We start from the raw sequence: 21,156 nt of genomic DNA, 5'->3' as shown, positions 1-21,156 counted from the left end.
CTTGATTGCCGGGTCGTCCGGGCCAGCCGCCCCGTCAAAACTCGACTTCGACGGCAGCGCCCTTTTGGATGGCCTGATCCAGCACCGCCGCGGCCACGGCCAAGTCCTGCAGACCAACGCCGGTGCCGTCGAACAGGGTGATCTCGTCCGGTGTTCTGCGACCAGGATGATCACCGTTGATCACCGCCCCGATCTCGGTGATTTCCACCTCGCTCAGTGCTCCGCTGGCGATCGCGTGTTGCGCTTCGCCGATGCTGACCGATTGCGCGATCTCGTCAGTAAAGACGGCGGCCCGCGCCACCAGGGCTGCGTCCACCTCCTGCTTGCCCTTGGTGTCCGTTCCCATACAAGCGATGTGGGTGCCGGGGCGGATCTGAGCGTTCATCAGGATCGGCGCAAAACTCGATGTGATGGTCACGATCACGTCCGACTGCGCCCCTAACTCGTCGAGGCTGACGGATTGGAATGGCAGGCCCAGGTCACGCGCGGTCTTTTCCAGCGCTTCCAGCTTTTCCGGCGTGCGGTTCCACCCGACCACGCGTTCGAAATCGCGCTGCTCGGCAACCGCCTGCAACTGAAAGCTGGCCTGATGCCCGGCGCCGACGATACCGAGAACCTTCGCATCCTCGCGGGCCAGATGCGCCACCGACACGGCCGCGGCGGCGGCGGTGCGCAATGCGGTCAGAAGGTTGCCACCGATCACGGCCCGGCACTTGCCGGTATCGGCGTCGAAGAGGAATATTGTGGATTGGTGATTGGTAAGCCCCTTCGCGGCGTTGCCCGGCCAGTAACCGCCTGATTTCAGGCCAAGGTTCAGGGTCTCCCGATCAAAGCCCGACTTGAACCCGTAAAGTGCGTCCGCGTGGCCGATCGCCTCGCGTATCACCGGGAAATTGCGGGCTTCGCCGGCAGACATTGCTGCAAAGACCTTCTCGACCGCCTCAAAGGCAGCCTCTCGGGACATCAGGTCGGCGATTTTACGTTCGGGTACGATCAGCATTCTTTGGTCCTGCAATCTGAAGAAACAAGGTTAGAAAAGCGGCCCGGCGCCGGTTGCGACTGCGACGCCCGGCACGAGTGGCCGGGCGTCCGTGTCGGCATCATGCCTGGATTTGGCCTTTTGCCATTCCGTGATAGACCAGCCCGCCGAGGATTGCGCCGATCACCCAGTTGTAACCGGACAGGAACGCGAACCAGGGAACCCAGACGGTCGCCACCGAGAAGATCGCTGCCAAAGCGAAGGCCTTCACCGCCGCGCCGTTCCAACCATTGTCGTAGTGATAGATCCCGCCCTCCATGTTGTAGAGGTCGTCCTCGTTCAGTTCCTGCTTCCGGTGCCAATAGTAGTCGACGATCATGATCCCGAAGATCGGGGCCAGCGTCGCGCCCAAAGTGTTGACGAAACCGCTGATCCCGAACTGGCTGATGAAGCTGTTCCAGAAACCGCCGATCACCAGCGCGAAGAGCGACGTGATGAGACCTGCCTTGCGGAAGCTGATTTTTTCCGGGGACAAGTTGGCGATGCCGTTGACGGCCGGGATGAAGTTCGCGACCAGGTTGATGCCCACGGTGGCGGCGAAAAAGGTGATGGCCGCGATCACGCCCAGCAGCACGCTGTCCGTCCGCTCGACGATCTCTGTCGGATTGATGATCTCTTCGCCAAAGACCACGGCTGCACCACCGGTCGTCAACAGCGCCAGCGCCGAGAACAGGATCATGTTGAACGGCAGGCCGGCCAGGTTGCCCAGGATCATCGTCGGCTTGTCCTTGGCATAGCGCGAAAAGTCACTGAAGTTGATCATCACCGCGGCGAAATAGGCCACCATGGTTCCGACAATGGCGACAAAGCCCTTGAACTCGGTCGCGAAGGTGCCCTCGGGATTGGCGAAGATCGTCGCCGTGGCCGACAGCAATTGCCCGTCCGAGCGTTGCCACAGCACGATGACCAAGCCGATCATCACCAGATAGACGAAGGGTCCGGCGATGTTCAGAAAGGTTTCGACCCAGTTCATGCCGCGCCAGAAGATGACGATGTGAAAGGCCCAGACGATCACGAAGGACATCCAGTCGATCCCGGTCAGCCCGAGGAACTCCGCGCCGCCGCCGGCGCCAGTGATCGAGCGGATCAATAGCGCAAGCGCCGTCGATGCAAAATAGACCTGAACGCCGTACCAGAAGACCGCCACCGTTGCCCTGAGAATCGCGGGCAGTTTCGCCCCTTGCGTGCCCAGACTGGCGCGCGCGAAGACCGGATAGGGGATGCCGTATTTTTCGCCCGCCGCGCCGGACAGGTTGACCATCCACATCACGAAAAGCCCGGCGAAGATGAGCGCGGCAAAGGCGGTCCAACCGCCGACGCCGAATGAAATGAAAAGCGACGCCACCAGCGAATAGCCGAACAGCGACTGCACGTCATTTGCCCAGATGTTGAAGATGGCAAACCACCCCCATGTCTTTTCGTCGTCACCCACCGGGTTCAGCGTGCTGTTCCCCTCGGGGTCCAAAGTGCCGCCATGGGTGACATGGTGTTGATCGATTGTGGTCATTCCTCACTCCCTTCTCGTCGGATCGCGAGCTTTTGCTCTCCTCCCGCGAACCACTGGATATCTTGCGTCAGAAGGCCTTGCCGCGGGCCGAAACAGGCCACAAGGTTTCGACCTTGCCGTTCCGAACGCCCACGTACCAGTCATGCACGTTGCAGGTCGGATCGCAGTGGCCCGGCACGAGGCGCAGCTTGTCGTTGACCTTGAGAACGCCGTTCGGATCTCCGATCACGCCATGCTCGTCCGAGCATTTCAGGTACTCCACGTCGTTGCGGCCATAGATGAAGGGCAGCCCGCTATCGACCGACTGCGCCTTGAGGCCGGCGTCGCAGATCGCCTTGTCCGGCTTGGCATGGCTCATGACGCTGGTCAGGATGAACAGCGCGTTTTCCCATTCGCCCTGGTCGATGCGATTTCCGTCCTTGTCCAGGATCCGGCCGTAGTCGGCATCCATGAAGGCGTAGGAACCGCATTGAAGTTCATTGTAAACACCTGAATTGGACTCGAAATAGTAGGATCCGGTGCCGCCGCCGGAAACCAGTTCCGGCTCTAGTCCTGCCGCCTTGAGGCCCTCGACCGCGTCCTTGACCTGAGCAATCGCGAGATCGAGTTTATCCCTGCGCGCCTCGTAGGTGTCGAGATGCTGCATAGCCCCCTGATAGGCCTGAATGCCGGTAAACTTCAGGTTGGGCGCCGCGTCGATGGCCCGGGCGATCTCGACGACGGCACCGGTCGTGGTCACGCCGCACCGCCCCGCGCCACAGTCGATTTCGACAAAGCACTCGATCTGCGTGCCGTGCTTCTGCGCAGCGGCCGACAGATCCGCGACGTTTTCGATGTCATCGACGCAGACGATGGTGCGGGCGCCAAGGTTGGGCAGCCGTGCAAGTCGGTCGATCTTGGCAGGATCGCGCACCTGATTCGAGACCAGGATATCCTTGATGCCGCCGCGGGCGAAGACCTCGGCCTCCGAGACCTTCTGGCAGCAGACGCCGACCGCGCCGCCCAACTCCTCCTGCAGCTTGGCCACGTCCACCGACTTGTGCATCTTTCCATGCACCCGGTGGCGCATCCCGTGCGCCTTGGCGTAGTCGCCCATCTTCCTGATGTTGCGCTCCAGCGCGTCCAGATCGAGGATCAGGCACGGCGTCTGGATTTCGCTTTCGTCCATGCCGATTGCGGCGGGGATGTCGAAGCCCACTTCGAGGTCGTCGAGTCTGAGTTGTGCGTTCATTGATTCTGTTCCCTTCATTTGAGCCACGGCAGCTTGTCGAGATCCACGTTTCCGCCGGTGACGATCACGCCGACGCGCTTGCCTTTGAATGTGTTCGGGTTCTTCAGGATCGTCGCCACCGGCACGGCCGAAGACGGCTCCATCACCACCCGCAGAAATTTCCAGGTCAGTTTCATCGCGTCCACGATCTCCTGTTCGGACGCCGTGTGAATGTCGGTCACGAAGTTCGACACGAAGTGCCAGGTGTTTTCCTTCAGCGGCACCTTCAGCCCGTCGGCAACAGTTTCGGGGGCGTCGTCGGCGATGATATGCCCTGCCCTGAACGATCGGAATGCGTCGTCGGCCTGCTCCGGTTCCGCTGCGAAGATCTTTGTTTCGGGCGCAAGGTTCGAAACTGTAAGGCAGGTGCCGGAAATCATTCCACCGCCGCCGATGGGCGCTACGACGGCATCCAGCCCGCCGGTCTGTTCCAGCAGTTCGGCCGAACAGGTTGCCTGGCCTGCGATCACGCGCGGATCGTTGTAGGGATGCACGAACTCGGCCCCGGTGCGGGCCTGAACCTCGGCAAAGACCGCCTCGCGCGACGTTGTGGAGGGCTCGCATTCGGTGATCGTACCGCCATAGCGGCGCACCGCGTCCTTCTTGGCCTGTGGCGCGGTGCGCGGCATCACCACGTTGCAGGGAATGCCCCTGCGGCCCGCGGCATAGGAAAGCGACAGTGCATGGTTGCCCGAAGAATGTGTGGCGACGCCCTTGCGCGCCATCTCCTCGCTCAGACCGAACACTGCGTTGCAGGCGCCACGGACCTTGAACGCGCCAGCCTCCTGAAAATTCTCGCATTTGAAGAACAGTTCGGCGCCGGTCAGGTCGTTCAGATAATCCGACGTCAAGACCGGCGTGCAGCGGATATGCGGCCTGATCCGGTCATGCGCCGCGCGCATGTGGTCGATCGTCAGGTCGGCTCCGGTAGTGTGATCCAGCATGGCTGATCTCCTTACGCTGCCGCTTTGGCCGAGTCCGCGCCGGACGCGCGGTAATGGTTCTGGGCCGCCGCCACGCCGCTGCCCAACCGGATGTCGAGGCCGAGATCGGCCATCACCATCTCGGCGGTCGCGATGCCGGACAGCGCCAGAACGTCGGTCAGTTGGCCGAGATGGCCGATACGGAACACCTTGCCGGCAACCTCGCCAAGGCCGGTGCCGAAGGCGACGTCATATTTCAAGGCCGCATGGGTGACGATGTCGGTCGCATTGAACCCTTCCGGCGTTCGGATCGCGCTCACGGTGTCGGAATAGAGATCCGGGCTTGCGGCACACAACTCCAGCCCCCAGGCCCGAACCGCCGCGCGCACGCCTTCCGCGATGCGGTGGTGTCGGGCAAAGACGTTCTCAAGCCCTTCTTCCAGCAACATGCCGGTGGCCAGCTTCAGCCCGTTCATCAATCCGACCGGCGGCGTGTAGGGAAAGCCGTTGCCGGCATATCCCCGCGCCATGTCGTCGATATCGAAGAAGGTGCGCGGCAGCCCGGCCGTCTTGGAGGCGGCAATCGCCCTGTCGGAAAACCCGAGGATCGCCAGACCCGCAGGCAGCATGAACCCCTTCTGGCTGCCGGTCACCGCGATGTCGACGCCCCATTCGTCGAAACGGAAATCCATCGAAGCGATGGAGCTGACGCCATCGACAAAGAGCAGCGCCGGATGGCCCGCCGCGTCGAGCGCGCGACGAACGGCGGCGATGTCCGATTTAACACCGGTCGCGGTCTCGTTGTGGGTTGCCAGAACGGCCCTGATCTCGTGCCCGGTGTCGGCGGTCAGGATATCCTCGTAGCGGTCAGCCGGCAGGCCCTCGCCCCAGGGGGTCTCGACGATCCGCACGTCAAGCTCATGGCGCTGGCACATGTCGATCCAGCGGTGTGAGAACATGCCGTTGCGCGCCGCCAGGATCTTGTCGCCGGGAGAAAGCGTGTTGGTCAAAGCGGTTTCCCAACCGCCCGTGCCGGTCGAAGGATAGATGAAGATCTTGGCATGGTCCGACTTCAGCACCTTGCGGACATTGTCGAGGCACGGGTTAAGGATCTGCCCGAACACCGGCGAGCGGTGGTCTATGGTCGGCATGTCGCACGCCTTGCGGATCGCTTCCGGCATGTTGGTCGGGCCGGGAATGAAGACGGGGTTCTGGAAGTTCATGGCGGGGTCCTTTCCAATTTGACCACACTCTACCGTACTCCGTCCGAGTTCCCTATTTTTTTGAAATTATTTTTCAAAATCTGCGAAATTGGAATAGTGCTGCATTGTCATGATGTTATGTTTTTCATATCGTGATATCGATTTTCATGCCGTGATGGACAGATCTTATGAAAACGCCGAAAAATCCCGATTCGGATCCCCGCCGAGCGCGCGGCCGGCCCCGTGAAGGCGGGTCCGCCGCCGAACAAAACATCATCAAGTCGCTGGACCGGGCGATAGAGGTCTTCGATTATCTTAGCTCACTTCAAGGTGCTTCCCTGACCGGGCTGGCGAGCGATCTCGATCAGTCCCCGGCCACGGTCTACCGAATTCTGGTCACGCTCGAAGCCCGCGGGCTCGTCGAATTTGATCCGGCGATGCAACTCTGGCACGTCGGACCGCAGGCTTTCGTGATCGGCGCCCGGTTCTTGCGCCGCTCCAGTCTTGCGGAACGCGCCCGGCCATTGCTGAGGCGATTGATGATGGAAACAGGCGAAACCGCCAATCTTGGAATTGCACAGGGCCAGTCCGTTCTGTTCGTCAGCCAGGTGGAAACCCAATCCAGCATCCGGGCCTTCTTTCCGCCAGGCACAACCTCGCCCTTGCACGCGTCAGGGATCGGCAAGGCGCTGCTCGCCCATATGGAGGAAAGCCAAGTCACGCTCACTCTGTCGTCCGGCAAGCTGGAACGGTTCACCGAATTCACCATCTGCGACCCGGCCCAACTGGGTCAGGAACTGCAGAACATCCGCGCGTGCGGTTTCGCGTTCGACAACGAAGAAAAGAACATCGGAATGCGCTGCATCGCAGCCCCGGTATTCGGTCCGCACGGCGAGGCGGTCGCCGGCCTGTCGGTTTCCGGCCCGACCAGCCGGATCACCCACGAAAACGTCGAGCCTTTCGCAAAAGCAGTCGTGGACGCTGCAAAGGAACTGTCACGTTCGATAGGCGGCGAACCCGTCCAGCAGCCGTCCTGACTTGGGAAAATTTTCGACCTAAGAGTCAGCGAGACAGTGCTGATTGTTTCGCGGTGCAAGGCGTCACTGAGCGGTCGCCAGCCAAATGACAGCAAGCAGGACAGGCTGATGCACGAGGTAAACCAACAGGCTATGTCGGCCCGGCCAGGCCGCTAAATTCGTCCAACTTCCCGCTGGCCGGTTTCGCAAGCGATTCCAAGACCCGCGATCACTCAGGAATTTCCCCGCTGACACCCCAATCAGGAAAGGCGCAAGCCACGGAAACACCGGTTCAAAATCCAACGATGCCGGCGTTTGCTGCGAAAGACCGATCCAAGCCAGCGCCGGGCTGTTCAGCGCCTCGAACCGATAGAGATCGGGTAGAATGAACACAACCGCCGCGGCAACCAGCGTGACCGGAACCGGTGCCCTGAGGAACAACAGCCCGATCAGGCTGGCCGCACAAATAGAATGCAAGATGCCGAAATAGACAAAGCGATCGGGCATGGCGGCGTAGGTGACCGCTGTGACCAAGCCGGCCGCTGCTGCGATCCTCAACAGACGCTTGAAGAACGCGCGCCAACGGATCCGCTGACCGTGGGCGAGGTATAGGCTTGTGCCGGCGAGAAACAGAAAGCTTTCGGCAACAAGACGCGCAAAGAATGCCCAGCCTCCGCCGAGCGTGGTTCCGGCGGGAATCTGCCCCATGAGCTCCAGGTCCCGGGCAGTGTGAAACACCACCATCGCCGCAAGCGCGGCAGTTCGCATGAGATCCAGGGTTATGATGCGGCTGGACGGAACACGCGTCGCGAAACCCTCGTGTCCAATGCTTGTCATGGCCAAATCGTCTTTGCTGTTGTCGGCCGCACGAAACATCTGCCTAGGATGACGGCCGAACCCGGAACAACCGGCAAAGCAATGCCAGCAAGCCTAAGTTCACCAGGGGCGCAGCCGCAGCAAGATAGGGCCACGTACTTGTGTCGAATACATCGATGAACCAGATCCAAGGCAGGCCAAGCGGGATCAAGTAGACGCCCGACAAGGGATCCTGCGGGCTGCCAAACAAACCGACCACCCCGATCACGAAGATGGCCAAGGCGAAAATGTAGAAGGCGGCGAAGACCATCAATACGATCCGGCAGGCTTTTCTCAATCGTGTGTCACCCTTTTGCGTTTCCCTGTTGGCGCAGTCCGTGCGATCCGTCCCCATGTTAGGTCAATTGGGAAGCTCAAGGCTAGCGGCATGATCAAGTCTGAGCCTGCTTCGAATACGCGCAATCCAAATTGAAGCACCGGCCAAACCTAGGAAGGTGCCGACGATCGGCAGCAACCCGGAGGCACCGCCTCTGCAACTCGCAAACCTTGGGTTGCTTTCGGTGCAATACTGCCGCGCCATGTGGCGCGGCGTCGTTCGGTGTCTCCGGAAAGGGTCAAAGCGTGCCTTCGTTCACCAGCGACTCGATCCCTCCAGTAGTACCGTCGCTATATCCGATGCAGCGCCATTGCGCCCGCTGTTCGCCGACGCCTGCGATAACCTCGGTTCCCGCCTCGGAGTAGGATGAACTGAGCAGCACAACGTCGGGGTTGTTCGTCACTCTCGTCACATCGCGCAGGCATGCCTGCTCGGCCACCGATGGTCCGGAACTGCCGCCTGTATCTTCGACACACGCGACGAGCCCCAAGGATGAAAAACCAAAGGCCGCGAGTTTGAATGCAGTCATAGTTTTCATTTCATATCCCTCTATTTTGTTCATTGGTCTTCGGTAATTGCGGGGGCGAATTCCGTTTTCTGATTGTTTTTTGTCGAGCATTCCAATTTTGGATTTGACAAAATCCGGCTCGCGGCTTTTGGGGAAAACTCCTGCACCGTCGTCATTCAACTCGCAACCGCGGATTCCCTGCGGAAATTCGGCGCCAGTAGATGACAGGCTCGCCGTGGCGGCAATTGCAGGACAACCGATTTCCACTATGATCCACCCCCAAGGGTAAATTTTGCCGACAATTCCCGTCGGGTCAACACCGGCGAAACGCGACCTGATCGACCCGCTTCCCGTTGGATTGCCTTGGAGACCCGATTAAGCTGAATTTCAGGGAGATAGCGTGATGGTGAAAAGACATTCAATTCCGCTGGTCATTGCGATCGCAACGGGTGTGCCAACGGCGTTGCTCGCCGAAGCCGACGGCCCCGACTTTTTCGCGGTGGTCAATGTCGCTGAGGACGACGTTCTGAACATCCGGTCCGAACCCGACGCATCCAGCGCAAAGGTCGGAGCGATCCCGCCCCACGCATCCGGAATACGCAATCTGGGCTGCGAAGGTGGCTTGAGTTTCGCCGAATGGAGCGAGGCAACCCAGGCCGAACGTGATGCGGCAGCCAGAAAACGCTGGTGCAAGATTGAATATGACGGGGTAACCGGATGGGTCGCCGCACGCTTTCTGGGCGAAGGGTCCGCGCCTTCGGTTCAACCTGCATTCAATTGCTCGGAGGCATCGGGCGAGGTCGAAATCGCAATCTGCGCTGATCCCTGGCTGGCGCGTCTGGATCATGAGCTGAACCGCCTTTACCAGCTTGCAGTCACGGGAAAACATGCGACCAACGATCGGCTACGGGAACTGAAAGCCGTTCAACGAGGCTGGATCAAGGGCCGCAACGACTGTTGGAAATCAAGTGGCCGTATGCGCGACTGTATATCCGCCCAATACGTCATGCGGATCGACGAGCTTCGCACCGGATATGCGGACGCCAGAAGTGCCGATGGTGCCGGAGATTCCCTTGGACCGTTTCCCTATGTCTGCGAGGGGCTGGATGCGGCGTTGTCGGTGACCGTAGTGAACGCGGATCCGTCCAGCCTGTCGATTAGGTGGCGCGACCAGTGGGTGACGCCGGTACAGGTGCCTTCCGGTTCCGGGGCGCGTTACCAGGCGGAACTCGACGGCGGCCTGTTCGAGTTCTGGATGAAAGGCGACGGGGCGATGCTGTCCTTGCCCGGACAAGGCGACTTCGACTGCAGGCGGGACGAAATCGGCTAGGCTTTCCGGCCCTGTTTCGGGGCTCACCCGTCTTTTTCCATCTTGTCGATCAACTCATAATCGGTCGGCGGATCGGCGCAGATACCTGGTCCGCACTCAAGCAACGTCGACACGGCGTTCACTAGAGCCAGCCCAAGCATCAGGAAAAACGAAACCTTGGCCAGATTGCTTCCGCCGAAACGCTGTCTGTCCGCTGCCTGTTCCGCCGATCTGTATTGCCCCTCGAACAAAAGCATGACCGCCGTTCCGAGGATGATCAGAAAGAAGAAGATCCCCGCCCAAGTGTAGTAATGCAAGCCCAGAACCGGCGAGCCGTAGTGGCCGGTTCCGGGTACGATGTGCAGCAGAATTTGACGTATCGACACGCTGACCCCGAAGATCGCCGCAATCAGCATGAGGCCGTAATTTCGCGGCCGGGCACCGTACAGCAGGTTCAGCCCAAGCCCGAAGCCGACCGCCACGAACCCGACGCGCTGCAGAAGACACAAAGGACAAGGCAATTCATAGAGGGCGACCTGGTAGACGTAGGCGAGGATCAGAACGACACAAACCGCCAGCATTCCAAGGGCGTTCAGGGTTCTGGACATTTCGGCGGTCATGTTCATGGCACCCTGTCACAAATGAATCGTCAGAACGGTCGTTGCATGGAACTTCAGCCAATATGCGCTCATCACGACCGTGATGCCGAACAGAACAAGCGCTGAGGTCTGGCGGTCAGACCAAGCCAATCCCATGCAAACCGCCAGCAACAGGAACAACAAAGCAATCATGGCGCGGATCCCTCGCTACTCTCGGCACCAGGACATTGAAATTACAATGTCCGCCATGGCTGCACGTGACGAGCCTCTTGTCGCTCAATGTTGTCGTACAGCGCTGCGAAACCGCGCGTCCTTCACATGAAGCGCACGCACGGGACTTGATTTGAACTTACCGTTCTCTGGCAACGATACTACCCAAATTGCGAGTGAAAATCAATAATTTCTGTTTCTTTTCTTGAGGTTGCGCGTGAGGGAACACCGCAGTTGCCAGAACCAAGACCGGTCGATAGGATTTTCGAGGAAAGGACAGGCGAAAACAACAAAGGGAATTCACCCCGTGATCGAAGCCCTTGACCGACTTTTCGATGCCCTTCCCTATCTGGCGCTTTTCGTAGCGATTTCGCTTGGCTACCTGGTCGGCAAGTTCACCGTCGGGCGTTTCGTGCTTGGGGGCATTGCCGGAACTCTGCTTGTCGGTGTTGGTGTCGGGCAGTTCGGCGTCGAACTCGACAGCGGCGTCAAGACAGTCTTTTTCGCGCTTTTCATCTATGCGGTGGGCTATCAGGGCGGTCCCCAATTCGCGCACGCGCTGAACCTGCGTTCGTTGAACGAGCTGGTCTCGGCCTTCGCCATGTGCTTCGTCGGTTTGCTATGCGTCCTGGCCGCCGCCTGGCTGTTTCACCTCGACCGCGGCACCGCTGCGGGGCTGGCGGCCGGCGGCCTCACACAGTCGGCGATCATCGGCACGGCCAGCGGCGCGATTTCCAAGCTCGACGTCCCGGCCGACCTGATGCGGACCATGGAGACGAATGTCGCGGTGGGCTACGCCGTGACCTATATCTTCGGATCGCTCGGACCGATTCTGATCGCGACTTGGTTCATCCCGATGTTGATGAAATGGGATATCCGGGCCGAGGCCATCAAGCGGGCCGAAGAAATGGCCGGCGGGCGTACCGTACTGGGGCCGGGCCAGTTCAACGCGGTACGGGACGTGGTCACGCGGTTCTACGCCGTCTCCGACGCCAGCGCCGCGATCGGCAAGCACGTGCTCGAGGCCGACGGCGAGATTGCGGATGCGGCCGTGGAGTCGGTGATACGGAACGGAGATGCTCAGGATCTGACAAAGGAAACGGTGATCGCCGCCGGAGATGTCATAGCCCTGTCCGGCCCGACCGCACTGGTCCAGCAAGCTGCACGCTATTTCGGCCCCGAGGTCACGCCGCCCGAAGGTTTTGAACTGGTTCAGGAAAGCCGCGAAATCATCCTCACCAACCGCGACATCGTGGGCATGGAACTGCAGGACATGCATGACAGGGCCGGGATCGACCTTCGTCATGGCGTGTTCCTCACGAGCGCTCGTCGGCTTGGCCGTGAATTGCCGATCGCGCCAAAGCTCACGCTTCGCCGTGGCGACGAGTTGCATTTCACGGGCGCGCCAAAGGATCTCGACCGGATCGAAAAGCTGCTCGGCTACAAGATCTCGGCCGCCGCCATCACCGATTTCATCTTTTTCGGTCTCGGCCTTGCCATCGGGTTCCTTCTCGGGATGATCCAGTTCCAGATCGGCGGCGTCCCGGTCAGCATCGGCACCGGTGGCGGCTGCCTGTTGTCGGGCCTTTTTTTCGGCTGGCTTCACAGCACGCATCAACGCTTTGGGGCCCTGCCGGTCGGCGCCTCGAACTTCCTGCGGGACTTCGGCCTGGCTGTCTTTGTCGGCGCGGTGGGCATCTCGGCGGGCCCGCAGGCACTTGAAACCCTTCGCGAGTCCGGCCTGACCTTGTTCTTGCTGGGCGTGGCGGTCACGATCATCCCGCAGATCGTGGTATTCTTCTTTTCCTATTACGTCCTGCGCATCCGCAACCCGATCGAAGCGCTCGGCTGCCTCGTCGGCGGGCGCAGCGCCAACCCGGGTTTCGCCGCGCTGCTTTCCAAGGCCGGCAACGCCACGCCGGTTGTATCCTTTACGGTGACCTACGCGGTCGCGAACGTGTTTCTTACGCTTTGGGGCCCGATCATCATCGGCGTGATCACGACCAACCCGACCCCATGATTGACGGAGATTTCCAATGGACGATCTGGACATTGCCAAGCTGGCCACACTCAGCCCATTCGAGCTCAAGGACAAGTTGATCGAAATCGCCGGTTCGGATGCCGACCGGATGATGCTCAATGCCGGGCGGGGGAACCCGAATTTTCTCGCCACACTGCCCCGGCGCGCCTTTCTCAGGCTGGGCGAGTTCGCGATGCAAGAGGCCGAACGCTCTTATTCCTATCTCAACAGCGGGTTCGGCGGGATTCCCGAGACGGAAGGGATCGTGCAGCGGTTCGAGGCCTATTCGAACCATCATGAATCCGATCCGGGCGTGACTTTCATCCGGTCCGCAGTGTCCTACGTTCGTGACCAACTGGGTCTTAGCCGTCAGGAATTTCTCAGCGAAGCGGTCTGCGCCTTTCTTGGTTGCAACTACCCGGTGCCGCCCCGGATGCTGCGCCATGCCGAGGAAATCGTGAAGGCCTATGTCGCACAGGAAATGTACGGGTTGGTGCCGAAACAGGGTGATTTCTCGCTTTTCGCCACCGAGGGTGGAACGGCGGCGATGACCTATATCTTCCAGACATTGAAGCACAACCTGCTCGTCCAGGCAGGCGACAAGGTCGCGCTGGGAACGCCGATCTTTTCGCCCTATCTGGAGATCCCGCCATTGCCGGGCTACGATCTCGAGGTCGTGGACATCCGCATGGAAGAGGAGGACGACTGGCAGTTTCCCGAAACCGAGTTGAAGAAACTGGAAGATCCGGCAGTCAAGGTCTTCTGCGTGGTCAATCCCAGCAATCCACCGTCAGCAAAACTGTCGCGCGCCTCGCTCGACCGGATCGCGGATATCGTCAACGGCCCGCGCAAGGATCTGATCATCGTCACCGATGATGTCTATGGCACCTTTGCGGATGATTTCGTCTCGCTCTTTGCGCGCTGCCCGCGCAATACGCTGTGCGTCTATTCCTTTTCCAAGTATTTCGGTGCGACCGGCTGGCGGCTTGGCGTCATCGGATTGCATGACGACAACGCCCTGGATGCCGCCCTCGATGCGCTTTCGGAAAAGGCCAAGAAGGTGCTCGACCGGCGCTACATGTCCCTCACGACCGAGCCGAGGTCCCTGCGCTTCATCGACCGGCTGGTGGCGGACAGCCGCGCCGTCGCGCTCAATCACACTGCGGGCCTGTCGCTTCCCCAACAACTGCAGATGACGCTGTTTGCATTGAACGGACTCATGGACATCGACGACCGTTACAAGGACGCCGCGAAACGCCTGGTTCGGCACCGCTTCGATACACTGTACATGAACATGGGCACCAAACCGGAGCTCGATGAAAACGACATCGCCTATTACACGCTGATCGACCTCAAGAAACTGGCCGAACGCCTGTACGGCGAGGCCTTTGCGAAATGGTTCGAGGACAACAACAAGGCGACCGATTTCCTGTTCCGTCTGGCCGATGAAACAGGCGTGGTTCTGCTGCCCGGAAAAGGATTCGAGGTGGTCGACCCTTCCGCCCGCGTGTCGCTCGCCAACCTGACCGAGCACGACTACGCCAGCATCGGAAAGTTCTCACGCCGGGTTCTGGACGAATACTATGGCGATTTTGCCGGAGATTGATGGATTGATTGCGTTGGGGCACACAAAAACGGCCTCGGGGCGTATTGCTTCGGGCGGTTTTGATACGCCGGATGCGGGAGCAGGATTTGGCCTTTGTCGAACAACGGGGTCGCCATGATGTAACGAAAGGCGACCTTAAGTTCGAATCCTGATCTCTCCGCCACCCATGCCTGTCTCACTTCAGTGGTGTTTTTTGCCCCGGAATTGCGTCGCAATTCCCGCGGGGGAAGTGTCAGAGGAAACCAGCTTGAGAAGGGCAGGGCGGTTTCGTAGCTTCCGCCCATGACTAATCGATCGCCGTTTCGCTACTTCAAAACCAGCCCTGAGGTCATTCGCCTAGCGGTAATGCTGTACATCCGATTTCCGCTCTCGTTGCGGAACGTCGAGGATCTTCTCCACGAGCGCGGCATCGACGTGAGCCACGAAGCTGTTCGATTTTGGTGGCACCGGTTCGGCCCGATGTTCGCTGCCGAGATCAGGAAACGCCGGATCAATGGTATGAAGTCCAGCCACTGGCGGTGGCACCTCGACGAGATGTTCGTGAAGATCAACGGTGAGCGGCACTACCTGTGGCGCGCCGTCGATCACGAAGGCGAGGTGCTGGAGAGCTTTGTCACCAAGAGCCGGGACAAGAAGGCCGCGCTCAAATTCCTCAAGAAAGCAATGAAGAAGCACGGTCCGTGCGCGCGCTACGTCACGGACAAGCTGCGCTCCTATGGCGCGGCGATGAAGGATCTCGGTATCGAGGACAGGCAGGAGACGGGTCGCTGGCTGAACAACCGGGCAGAGAACTCGCACCTCCCCTTCCGACGACGGGAGCGGGCCATGCTCCGGTTCCGGCGGATGCGAAGTTTGCAGAAGTTCGCCTCCGTCCACGCCTCCGTCACCAATCACTTCAACCAGGAACGCAGCCTCTCAAGCAGACATCTCTTCAAGGCCAACCGCACCGCCGCTCTTGCCGAGTGGCGCGGTCTCTGCGCGGTATAAACGACAGTGTCACTGTCCTAGCAGAGACGAGTTCGAATTCGTCTGACAGCACCTTTGGCGACAATGACAACGAAACCAATGCTGCAAATTTTGATGATGGAGACTCATCCTTTTGGCATTTGCGGGGTGGCATCGGGTACGAAAGCCCGCTGACGGGCCTGTCGCCCAACACCGCTTGGCGAACCGAGATCTGGGGCCAGTATACGCCAGACCGCCTTCCGTCCGTCGAAGAATATTTCCTTGGTGACCGCTATGCTCTGCGTGGATACCGGTTTGACGAAGTAGATGGAGACTCTGGGATTTCAGCAATCTTCGAGGTGTCTCATTCATATTTTCCCAGTTCCAAGAGCGTACATCGCCTGACGCCCTTCGCATTTTTTGACGTCGGCTATGTTTCGAACAATGATCCTGCCAGTTTCGAAGTTGATAGTGCTACACTGGCATCAACCGGACTCGGGCTGGATGTGGAGTTCAAGCGGAATTTCTTCTTGTCCGGATATGTCGGCGTGCCCCTTCGGGACGGTCCCTTGACCGACTCTGGCGATCCCGGAGCGTATCTTGCTCTGACAACAAGTTGGTGAGGACATTATGAAACTGAACAGCATTGCTTTCCTGATTGCTACTTGTTTGGTCGCCCAACTGTCGGCAACTCAAGGTATCGCCGGAGGAAATCACTACGGATGGTGCCGGGGCGTCGGCAACCCTCACCAGTCCAGCCAGGGTTGTGGGCAAGTTGGAGGGCAAGGTCCTAACTATCAGGTTACAGGCCCAACCCAGCCGACCGCCAATCAAATTCCGCCGAAGGGCACAGCGCAAACGCCTCCTTCGGTGACCGTTCCAGTACTTGCACCAGCGGCGATCCCTATCGCGATCCCCGGAAAGGTTCCGATTGCCACCCCGATAGCGGTCTACGGCCAAGTCCCTCCGCTGGCGACAGGCCCGACCACCACCCCTCCGTTGACCCCGGTTGCGGCACCAATCCAATTCCCGACGGCTGTTCCGGGTCAAGTTCCGGTTGCCGTTCCAGGTCAAGTTCCGCCATTGGCCACCAGGCCAACGGCAACTCATGTCGCAGTACCCGGACACCCCAAACCTCAGGGAGTTGTTTCAATCGTGCGCCCCAAGCCGAAGCCGGCCAAGGGAACGGTATCGCAACCAGGCGCGGTTCAAGTGACACACCATCAAACGCACCAATCCAATCCCAGGAAACATGACCATGTCGCGGCAACGCCCGGTCGACATGATGCCCATGATCTACCCAGATTCCGGGATGGCGCAGCCAATGAGGAATGGGAATGCGTTGCCAGTGGCTTTGGACAACGTCGATATGATGAGGGGCGCGGCGTGTTACTGAACAGCGGTGCTCTGCGGCATCTAGGGAACGTAGACGCGATGGCCCGGGATGTTCCAGCACGGCACCCGAAGCACGCCGGATGTATCATTTCGGTCAGAAGAAACCGGCAATAGCTTACCCCTCGCGAGATCGCTGATAGCCGGCTTTGTTCAATGCTGAGTCAACCGGCTAAACCTGGTTTGATTTGACAGTACCAAGCGCGGGGGCGCAGCCGTCCGCTGCGGCGATGCCGGACACCAAGGCTACCGAGTACGTCGGGGCAAGTCTCGCCTGTAGTCGCGGTCCGGGCAATCAGGCCCGGACCGTTTTTCGCGTGGTGCAGGAAATCGGTAGTTCCTTCAAATTCAGTTCGTTTCAACCCGCACCAAACGCGGCTCACTCGATCCCGATGATCAGGTGGTAGTCGGCGTTTGACTGTCCACGGTTGATCACCTCGACGACGTGATCGCCGGATTGCCAAAGCTGGCCGCGGTATTCCTGTGCGGAATCCACCATGTCGAGCAGGAAGGAGCCATCCGGGTTGAAAATCTGGTAGGACATTCCCGGCACATTCGAAGCCACCCGAACATAAAGGAACTGCTCGGCATTCGCCCCCAGCAGGTAGCGTACGGAACTGCCGGGTGTCAGTGTCGCGGGGATTTCGGCACCGGTAGTTCCGGCCGAGAACCGGACACGCTCTTCGTTGGTCGTCGGTCCGGATTGGCCTGACGCGCCGGCCATCGCGCCGCCACCGTCGTCCATTGCGTTCACCAGGCTCAGTTCACCGACAACGCCATCTGACCAGACGATGCACTTGTACTCGCTCCCACCGAGATCGCGCAGCATCACGACGGTGCCCGCTTCCGAGAATGTCGAACTCAGGACCTCACCGCCCTTGGCGTCAGGCGTACCTGTGGCGCGGAGGGCGTCGATGCAGGCGTCTGCCGCCTCCATGTTCTCGGAGGCAAGCGCCGGAGTGACAAGGCACCCTGCCAGAAGCAGGGCGTTTGCAAAACGGTTTCTCACAGGAGATCTCCTTTTCAGCAGTCCTGCGCAGGCAACATGGTGACGTCGGAATAGACCCCGTTGCTGGTTGTGATCCGCGCACAGGCACCGGTCGAGCTGTTGAACCACCAGGAGGTCAGCCCGTCGGAACGTATGTTCTGATAACCAAGGTTCTGGATGCCCATCTCGGCTTGGCCGGCGCGGGCGCCCTCGAAAGAGGAAAGATCGGAGGAAGAGCCGACCGCTGGTGCGCCGGTCGATGCCGTTCCGCCGGTATCCTCGACACAGGCGGCAAGCGGCAGGATTGCGGCGGCGACAGCTGCGAGTTTCATTTTCATATGTTATCTCCTTGTTGGGTTTTGGGTTTTTCTTAAAGTCGTCCGATATATTGTCTGCCAAGCCTATCCGTCATCGCCCGTGATTGGCAACGATTTCGGCGACCAGGGGCACGCCGAAGGCGGCGATATTGTTTGCGGAATTCATCCAGAAGACCATGGTCGTTTTGCTGGCCGGGGCGAAGGCCGTGTCGCTTTCGAAGCCTAGCGTTTGGCCGGCGTGGCCGATCGTGTCACCGGGCTTGCCACAAAGACCGGTTCCGTAGGTCAGGATCGGGAATTGCGCTTGCACGCCCTCCTGCATGGCCGCAAGCGTCCCAGCCTGCTCGAACAGAGAGCCCGCGGCAAGCGCTTCGACGAACATGGCCATGTCAGGGGCCGTCGAAATCACTCCGCCCGCCGCCCATCCCTGAGACATGTTCCAGTCGGTCGTTTCGATATCGAACGGCGCCTTGAACCAGGCGCGCGGCAGGCCGAAGTCTTCCCTCGGAACGTCGTTCCACAGAAATGTCGCGTCCATGCCAACCGGGGCGAAGATCCGTTCCCGGAAAACGTCGGCCAGCGGCTTTCCCTCCAACTTCTCGATGATCATGCCCAACAGGACATATCCTGTGTTGGAATAAGCCCATTTGCCCTCGGTTCCGGGATCGAACACCGGCTCGCCATGAACAATGGCAAATTCCACAAGGTCCGCGGGCCCGCGACTGGACTTCAGCATCTCGGGGTCGCTCAACCCACCTTCCATGATGCCCGGCGTTCCGTCCGGTGCGTTGTCCGTATAGTTGAACAGGCCCGCAGTATGGTTGGCGATCTCGCGCAGGGTGATGCGATCGCCATTGGGCAGGCGGGCGGCGATTTCGGGAAGATGCTCTGAAAGCGGATCGTCCAGCGACAGCAGGCCCGCCTCTTGCAACTGCATCACGACGGTGCCGGTCATCATCTTGGTCGCGCTGCCGATCTGGTAGGGGGAATTGCAGTCCAGCGGTTCTGCGTTTTGCAGATCGGCGACTCCAGCGGCCTTGAAATAGGTCCAGTCGGGTGTGCGCACGAGCAGGACGCCGCCTGGCGCCAACAGCCCCTCCGCAGCATAGGCCGAGTCTGGGTCCACGGCGTCAGACAGAAGCTTGTCCAGTTTTTCGGCGATTTGGGCTGGCGGTCCTGCACCGTCCGCGCAGGACCTGAGAGTGATTTCTGCGGCGGAAACCGTCGAAACGGCACTCGCTAGGATTGCGAGCAGGAGGCCACGTGATACGAAGCGCTGGGCGAAGCATTGCATTCAACACGCCTCCTAAATCGGTCGGAAACGGATCAGGCCCTCCAGGGGTCTGCAAGGCCGAGAAAACCTCGCCACTCCGTTGGGCGTCCGACCGGACTCTGATTTTTTGTATCAGATTTGACGCGCCAGTTGCTCCCTGGGGCGACGTCCCGTCGTTCACTCGGCGACCGCGAGAGCGAAATCTCCCCACTTGAAGATCCCGCCATTGGGCAGGTCCGTGAATTGAACCTTGTCCGATCCGTGCATCCACTGGTCACCGCTTCCGGCGAACATGAACGATTCCGCGCCAGGCATGGAAACCGAGTAGATGGTATTGCTGCCGCTTTGTTCCTGCGAGACTTGGCATGTGCCTTCGTAGAGTACGGTGTCCGCCGACACGTTCGTGAGTTTGCATTCGGCAGTCTCGCTCGCCGCGAGGGAAGCGGTGGTAGAAAGCGCGAGCACAACGGCCGTTCCCGCCAGAGTTCTCGTAATCTGCATTGTCAGCTACCTTCCAGATTGGTTCAGATTGCGTACTTCAACAGATACAGCCCGAATTTTGGTCTGGCAGATTGCTTTCCAAAGCCCTTCGAAAAAACGGCAATGGGAAAATTCATGTTGAAGCTTTGGCCAGTTCCAGTTTTCGCAGCACCTGCGTCCGAAAAATCAGAACATTTCAGTGCTCGTCCGAGAAGGGCGAAAATATGCGAACGGCTCGAATCCTTCATGCCGCAGCGATAAAAATTACCGGAAAGGTGGCAGTATGTGCTTCGCGTGCGGCCCCTCGTGCAGAACGCAGAACTCGTGAGGGGCATCGTTCATTACAGCTTCGACTTTCTCAATCCCGACATCTTCGTTGTCTGCAATCTGAAAGCTGTGAGAGAGAAACGCGGTCGTCCCGAAAAACTCGCCGGCTTGATGGACGGGTTCCACCTGGTGACATGTGACCGTACCATTTTTGTTGGTGTAGATGCGCATCATCAGCGCTTCACCGTCCAAGACCCCCCAGTCTTCCAAAACTTCGAGAAAATCCTCTCTGTTCACATGGTCAAGGAGTCGATTGAGTGGCGACCCCAGATAGGCGCCCACGTCCATGCCATCTCGGTTCCGATAAAACGAATAACACCCCGGCGAAGCTTCCCAGATGCGTCTGTCTTCCCCAACCAAGATCGCGGACATAGGACTGCGCTTCAGCAACCAATTCGCGCCAAACTCAGACTGCTTTCCCGGATCGTCGAAAAGCAAATCTCTGAGCGCGTGAAAGTTCGCGGGCCGAGGTTTCTCGATGTCCCGCTCCCATCTGCTGACGGTTCCTTGATCGACCTGCAGAGCATCCGCGATGTCGTTCTGGGTCATCCCCAACCGCCGACGGAGTCGCTTTATATTCCTGCCATTCAACTGTTTTTCCCGGATATTTCCTATTGGAAGCGGTACGTATGCTATAGTTGACTGCTTGAACTTGCAAGTTTGCTCGGCCCGGTAGCCGACGGGCCAATTTCAGCCAGTTTCGTGAAAGGTGGCGGTCAACTCTACCGCGCCAAGGTCACGGAGTTGGCGCAGACCCTGGCGGATCCGGAGATCCTGCGCGACCTGATCGAACGTGACCGTCCGGCATGGCGAAGACGGTATCATGCTGGAGTTGGAAGGGGCGCTGACGGCGATGATTGGCTTGGCCCGGAACGAACAAAGCCGCCTTTTGGCGGCTGGTTGGGTTGAGTTTGGTTGCGGGAGCAGGATTTGAACCTGCGACCTTCAGGTTATGAGCCTGACGAGCTACCTGGCTGCTCCATCCCGCGTCATTTGGTTTTGGTCTTTTGCCTGTTCGGCTGTTTGGGACCAT

At 59.6% G+C, this 21,156-nt stretch carries 22 protein-coding genes and 1 tRNA gene; 6 read left to right on the top strand and 17 right to left on the bottom strand.

The features are described from left to right. Window positions 1–34: 34 nt before the first annotated feature. From bhcD to bhcA, 5 genes are all read right to left on the bottom strand, one after another. A complete protein-coding gene (bhcD, locus tag FGK63_RS15750; RefSeq protein ID WP_138843985.1) occupies window positions 35–1,000 on the bottom strand; it encodes an iminosuccinate reductase BhcD in 966 nt (321 codons plus the stop codon). Between the two features lie 100 nt (window positions 1,001–1,100). After that, on the bottom strand, window positions 1,101–2,546 hold the full coding sequence (locus FGK63_RS15745) for an NCS1 family nucleobase:cation symporter-1 (RefSeq protein ID WP_138843983.1): 1,446 nt from the start codon (window positions 2,544–2,546) through the stop codon (window positions 1,101–1,103). Window positions 2,547–2,613: 67 nt separating this feature from the next. Continuing rightward, on the bottom strand, window positions 2,614–3,777 hold the full coding sequence (gene bhcC, locus FGK63_RS15740) for a 3-hydroxy-D-aspartate aldolase BhcC (protein WP_138843981.1): 1,164 nt from the start codon (window positions 3,775–3,777) through the stop codon (window positions 2,614–2,616). Window positions 3,778–3,791: 14 nt separating this feature from the next. Beyond that, window positions 3,792–4,760 (bottom strand): beta-hydroxyaspartate dehydratase BhcB, encoded by a 969-nt coding sequence (gene bhcB, locus FGK63_RS15735; RefSeq protein ID WP_138843979.1) that lies wholly within the window; start codon window positions 4,758–4,760, stop codon window positions 3,792–3,794. An 11-nt stretch (window positions 4,761–4,771) separates the two neighbouring features. Then, window positions 4,772–5,962, bottom strand: a complete 1,191-nt coding sequence (bhcA, locus tag FGK63_RS15730) for an L-aspartate--glyoxylate aminotransferase BhcA (RefSeq protein ID WP_138843977.1) — start codon at window positions 5,960–5,962, stop codon at window positions 4,772–4,774. Window positions 5,963–6,129: 167 nt separating this feature from the next. Here bhcA and bhcR point away from each other — a divergent pair, with 167 nt between their 5' ends. Next, on the top strand, window positions 6,130–6,978 hold the full coding sequence (gene bhcR, locus FGK63_RS15725; protein WP_138843975.1) for an HTH-type transcriptional regulator BhcR: 849 nt from the start codon (window positions 6,130–6,132) through the stop codon (window positions 6,976–6,978). A gap of 63 nt (window positions 6,979–7,041) precedes the next feature. Here the strand turns inward: bhcR and FGK63_RS15720 are convergent, their stop codons facing one another. The 3 genes from FGK63_RS15720 to FGK63_RS15710 all read right to left on the bottom strand — a co-directional run bounded on the left by FGK63_RS15720 (window position 7,042) and on the right by FGK63_RS15710 (window position 8,924). Continuing rightward, entirely contained in the window at window positions 7,042–7,833 is a 792-nt protein-coding gene (locus FGK63_RS15720; protein WP_246044058.1) for a heparan-alpha-glucosaminide N-acetyltransferase, read from the bottom strand. 4 nt (window positions 7,834–7,837) lie between these two features. Further along, entirely contained in the window at window positions 7,838–8,083 is a 246-nt protein-coding gene (locus tag FGK63_RS15715; RefSeq protein ID WP_246044057.1) for a hypothetical protein, read from the bottom strand. A gap of 304 nt (window positions 8,084–8,387) precedes the next feature. Further along, entirely contained in the window at window positions 8,388–8,924 is a 537-nt protein-coding gene (locus FGK63_RS15710) for a hypothetical protein (protein WP_138843969.1), read from the bottom strand. 136 nt (window positions 8,925–9,060) lie between these two features. Between FGK63_RS15710 and FGK63_RS15705 the strand changes: the two genes are divergently transcribed. Next, entirely contained in the window at window positions 9,061–9,987 is a 927-nt protein-coding gene (locus FGK63_RS15705; RefSeq protein WP_138843967.1) for an MliC family protein, read from the top strand. Between the two features lie 23 nt (window positions 9,988–10,010). On the opposite strand, the gene FGK63_RS15700 is transcribed toward FGK63_RS15705, so the two are convergent. After that, window positions 10,011–10,592: a disulfide bond formation protein B gene (locus tag FGK63_RS15700; protein WP_246044056.1), complete on the bottom strand. Its 582-nt coding sequence runs from the start codon at window positions 10,590–10,592 to the stop codon at window positions 10,011–10,013. A gap of 9 nt (window positions 10,593–10,601) precedes the next feature. Further along, the gene (locus FGK63_RS20810) at window positions 10,602–10,757 is read right to left on the bottom strand and encodes a DUF5993 family protein (protein ID WP_171052674.1); all 156 of its coding nucleotides are present in this window, start codon (window positions 10,755–10,757) and stop codon (window positions 10,602–10,604) included. Between the two features lie 325 nt (window positions 10,758–11,082). On the opposite strand from FGK63_RS20810, the gene aspT reads away from it, so the two are divergent. From aspT to FGK63_RS15680, 4 genes are all read left to right on the top strand, one after another. Next, window positions 11,083–12,795 (top strand): aspartate-alanine antiporter, encoded by a 1,713-nt coding sequence (aspT, locus tag FGK63_RS15695; protein ID WP_218961147.1) that lies wholly within the window; start codon window positions 11,083–11,085, stop codon window positions 12,793–12,795. Window positions 12,796–12,811: 16 nt separating this feature from the next. Beyond that, on the top strand, window positions 12,812–14,401 hold the full coding sequence (locus FGK63_RS15690; protein WP_138843965.1) for a bifunctional aspartate transaminase/aspartate 4-decarboxylase: 1,590 nt from the start codon (window positions 12,812–12,814) through the stop codon (window positions 14,399–14,401). Window positions 14,402–14,683: 282 nt separating this feature from the next. Further along, window positions 14,684–15,388: an IS6 family transposase gene (locus FGK63_RS15685; RefSeq protein ID WP_138843963.1), complete on the top strand. Its 705-nt coding sequence runs from the start codon at window positions 14,684–14,686 to the stop codon at window positions 15,386–15,388. Beyond that, window positions 15,364–15,969 (top strand): ShlB/FhaC/HecB family hemolysin secretion/activation protein, encoded by a 606-nt coding sequence (locus FGK63_RS15680; protein WP_138843961.1) that lies wholly within the window; start codon window positions 15,364–15,366, stop codon window positions 15,967–15,969. Before FGK63_RS15685 ends, FGK63_RS15680 begins: the two co-directional genes overlap by 25 nt. Window positions 15,970–17,117: 1,148 nt before the next feature. Here FGK63_RS15680 and FGK63_RS15675 read toward each other — a convergent pair. The 7 genes from FGK63_RS15675 to FGK63_RS15650 form a co-directional block, all read right to left on the bottom strand. Further along, window positions 17,118–17,747, bottom strand: coding sequence for a hypothetical protein (locus FGK63_RS15675; protein WP_138843959.1), 630 nt, complete (start codon window positions 17,745–17,747; stop codon window positions 17,118–17,120). Window positions 17,748–17,761: 14 nt separating this feature from the next. After that, on the bottom strand, window positions 17,762–18,064 hold the full coding sequence (locus FGK63_RS15670) for a hypothetical protein (protein WP_246044055.1): 303 nt from the start codon (window positions 18,062–18,064) through the stop codon (window positions 17,762–17,764). A gap of 70 nt (window positions 18,065–18,134) precedes the next feature. Then, on the bottom strand, window positions 18,135–19,169 hold the full coding sequence (locus FGK63_RS15665) for a serine hydrolase domain-containing protein (protein WP_218961146.1): 1,035 nt from the start codon (window positions 19,167–19,169) through the stop codon (window positions 18,135–18,137). A 324-nt stretch (window positions 19,170–19,493) separates the two neighbouring features. Then, window positions 19,494–19,817 carry a hypothetical protein gene (locus FGK63_RS15660; protein WP_138843956.1) on the bottom strand — a complete coding sequence of 108 codons (324 nt, stop codon included), beginning with the start codon at window positions 19,815–19,817 and terminating at the stop codon, window positions 19,494–19,496. A gap of 23 nt (window positions 19,818–19,840) precedes the next feature. Continuing rightward, complete coding sequence (locus FGK63_RS20975; RefSeq protein ID WP_218961145.1) at window positions 19,841–20,044, bottom strand: hypothetical protein; 204 nt, start codon at window positions 20,042–20,044, stop codon at window positions 19,841–19,843. Between the two features lie 16 nt (window positions 20,045–20,060). Continuing rightward, entirely contained in the window at window positions 20,061–20,714 is a 654-nt protein-coding gene (locus tag FGK63_RS15655; protein ID WP_281282123.1) for a helix-turn-helix domain-containing protein, read from the bottom strand. 321 nt (window positions 20,715–21,035) lie between these two features. Next, window positions 21,036–21,112: transfer RNA gene (locus FGK63_RS15650), tRNA-Met, on the bottom strand. Window positions 21,113–21,156 lie beyond the last annotated feature (44 nt).

This window comes from Ruegeria sediminis, assembly GCF_005938215.1.
GTDB classification, from domain to species: Bacteria; Pseudomonadota; Alphaproteobacteria; order Rhodobacterales; family Rhodobacteraceae; genus Ruegeria; species Ruegeria sediminis.
Note: the sequence above shows the minus strand (reverse complement) of the source record. Positions and strands in the feature narration are given on the sequence as shown.

Coding starts and splice junctions, on each gene's coding strand:
- FGK63_RS20810 (WP_171052674.1), bottom strand. CDS start 10,757: ATGATTGCTTTGTTGTTCCTGTTGCTGGCGGTTTGCATGGGATTGGCT.
- bhcA (WP_138843977.1), bottom strand. CDS start 5,962: ATGAACTTCCAGAACCCCGTCTTCATTCCCGGCCCGACCAACATGCCG.
- FGK63_RS15690 (WP_138843965.1), top strand. CDS start 12,812: ATGGACGATCTGGACATTGCCAAGCTGGCCACACTCAGCCCATTCGAG.
- bhcR (WP_138843975.1), top strand. CDS start 6,130: ATGAAAACGCCGAAAAATCCCGATTCGGATCCCCGCCGAGCGCGCGGC.
- FGK63_RS15670 (WP_246044055.1), bottom strand. CDS start 18,064: ATGAAAATGAAACTCGCAGCTGTCGCCGCCGCAATCCTGCCGCTTGCC.
- bhcD (WP_138843985.1), bottom strand. CDS start 1,000: ATGCTGATCGTACCCGAACGTAAAATCGCCGACCTGATGTCCCGAGAG.
- FGK63_RS15700 (WP_246044056.1), bottom strand. CDS start 10,592: ATGAACATGACCGCCGAAATGTCCAGAACCCTGAACGCCCTTGGAATG.
- FGK63_RS15705 (WP_138843967.1), top strand. CDS start 9,061: ATGGTGAAAAGACATTCAATTCCGCTGGTCATTGCGATCGCAACGGGT.
- FGK63_RS15685 (WP_138843963.1), top strand. CDS start 14,684: ATGACTAATCGATCGCCGTTTCGCTACTTCAAAACCAGCCCTGAGGTC.
- FGK63_RS15660 (WP_138843956.1), bottom strand. CDS start 19,817: ATGCAGATTACGAGAACTCTGGCGGGAACGGCCGTTGTGCTCGCGCTT.
- bhcC (WP_138843981.1), bottom strand. CDS start 3,777: ATGAACGCACAACTCAGACTCGACGACCTCGAAGTGGGCTTCGACATC.
- FGK63_RS15715 (WP_246044057.1), bottom strand. CDS start 8,083: ATGGTCTTCGCCGCCTTCTACATTTTCGCCTTGGCCATCTTCGTGATC.
- FGK63_RS15720 (WP_246044058.1), bottom strand. CDS start 7,833: ATGTTTCGTGCGGCCGACAACAGCAAAGACGATTTGGCCATGACAAGC.
- FGK63_RS20975 (WP_218961145.1), bottom strand. CDS start 20,044: ATGAAGGATTCGAGCCGTTCGCATATTTTCGCCCTTCTCGGACGAGCA.
- FGK63_RS15745 (WP_138843983.1), bottom strand. CDS start 2,546: ATGACCACAATCGATCAACACCATGTCACCCATGGCGGCACTTTGGAC.
- bhcB (WP_138843979.1), bottom strand. CDS start 4,760: ATGCTGGATCACACTACCGGAGCCGACCTGACGATCGACCACATGCGC.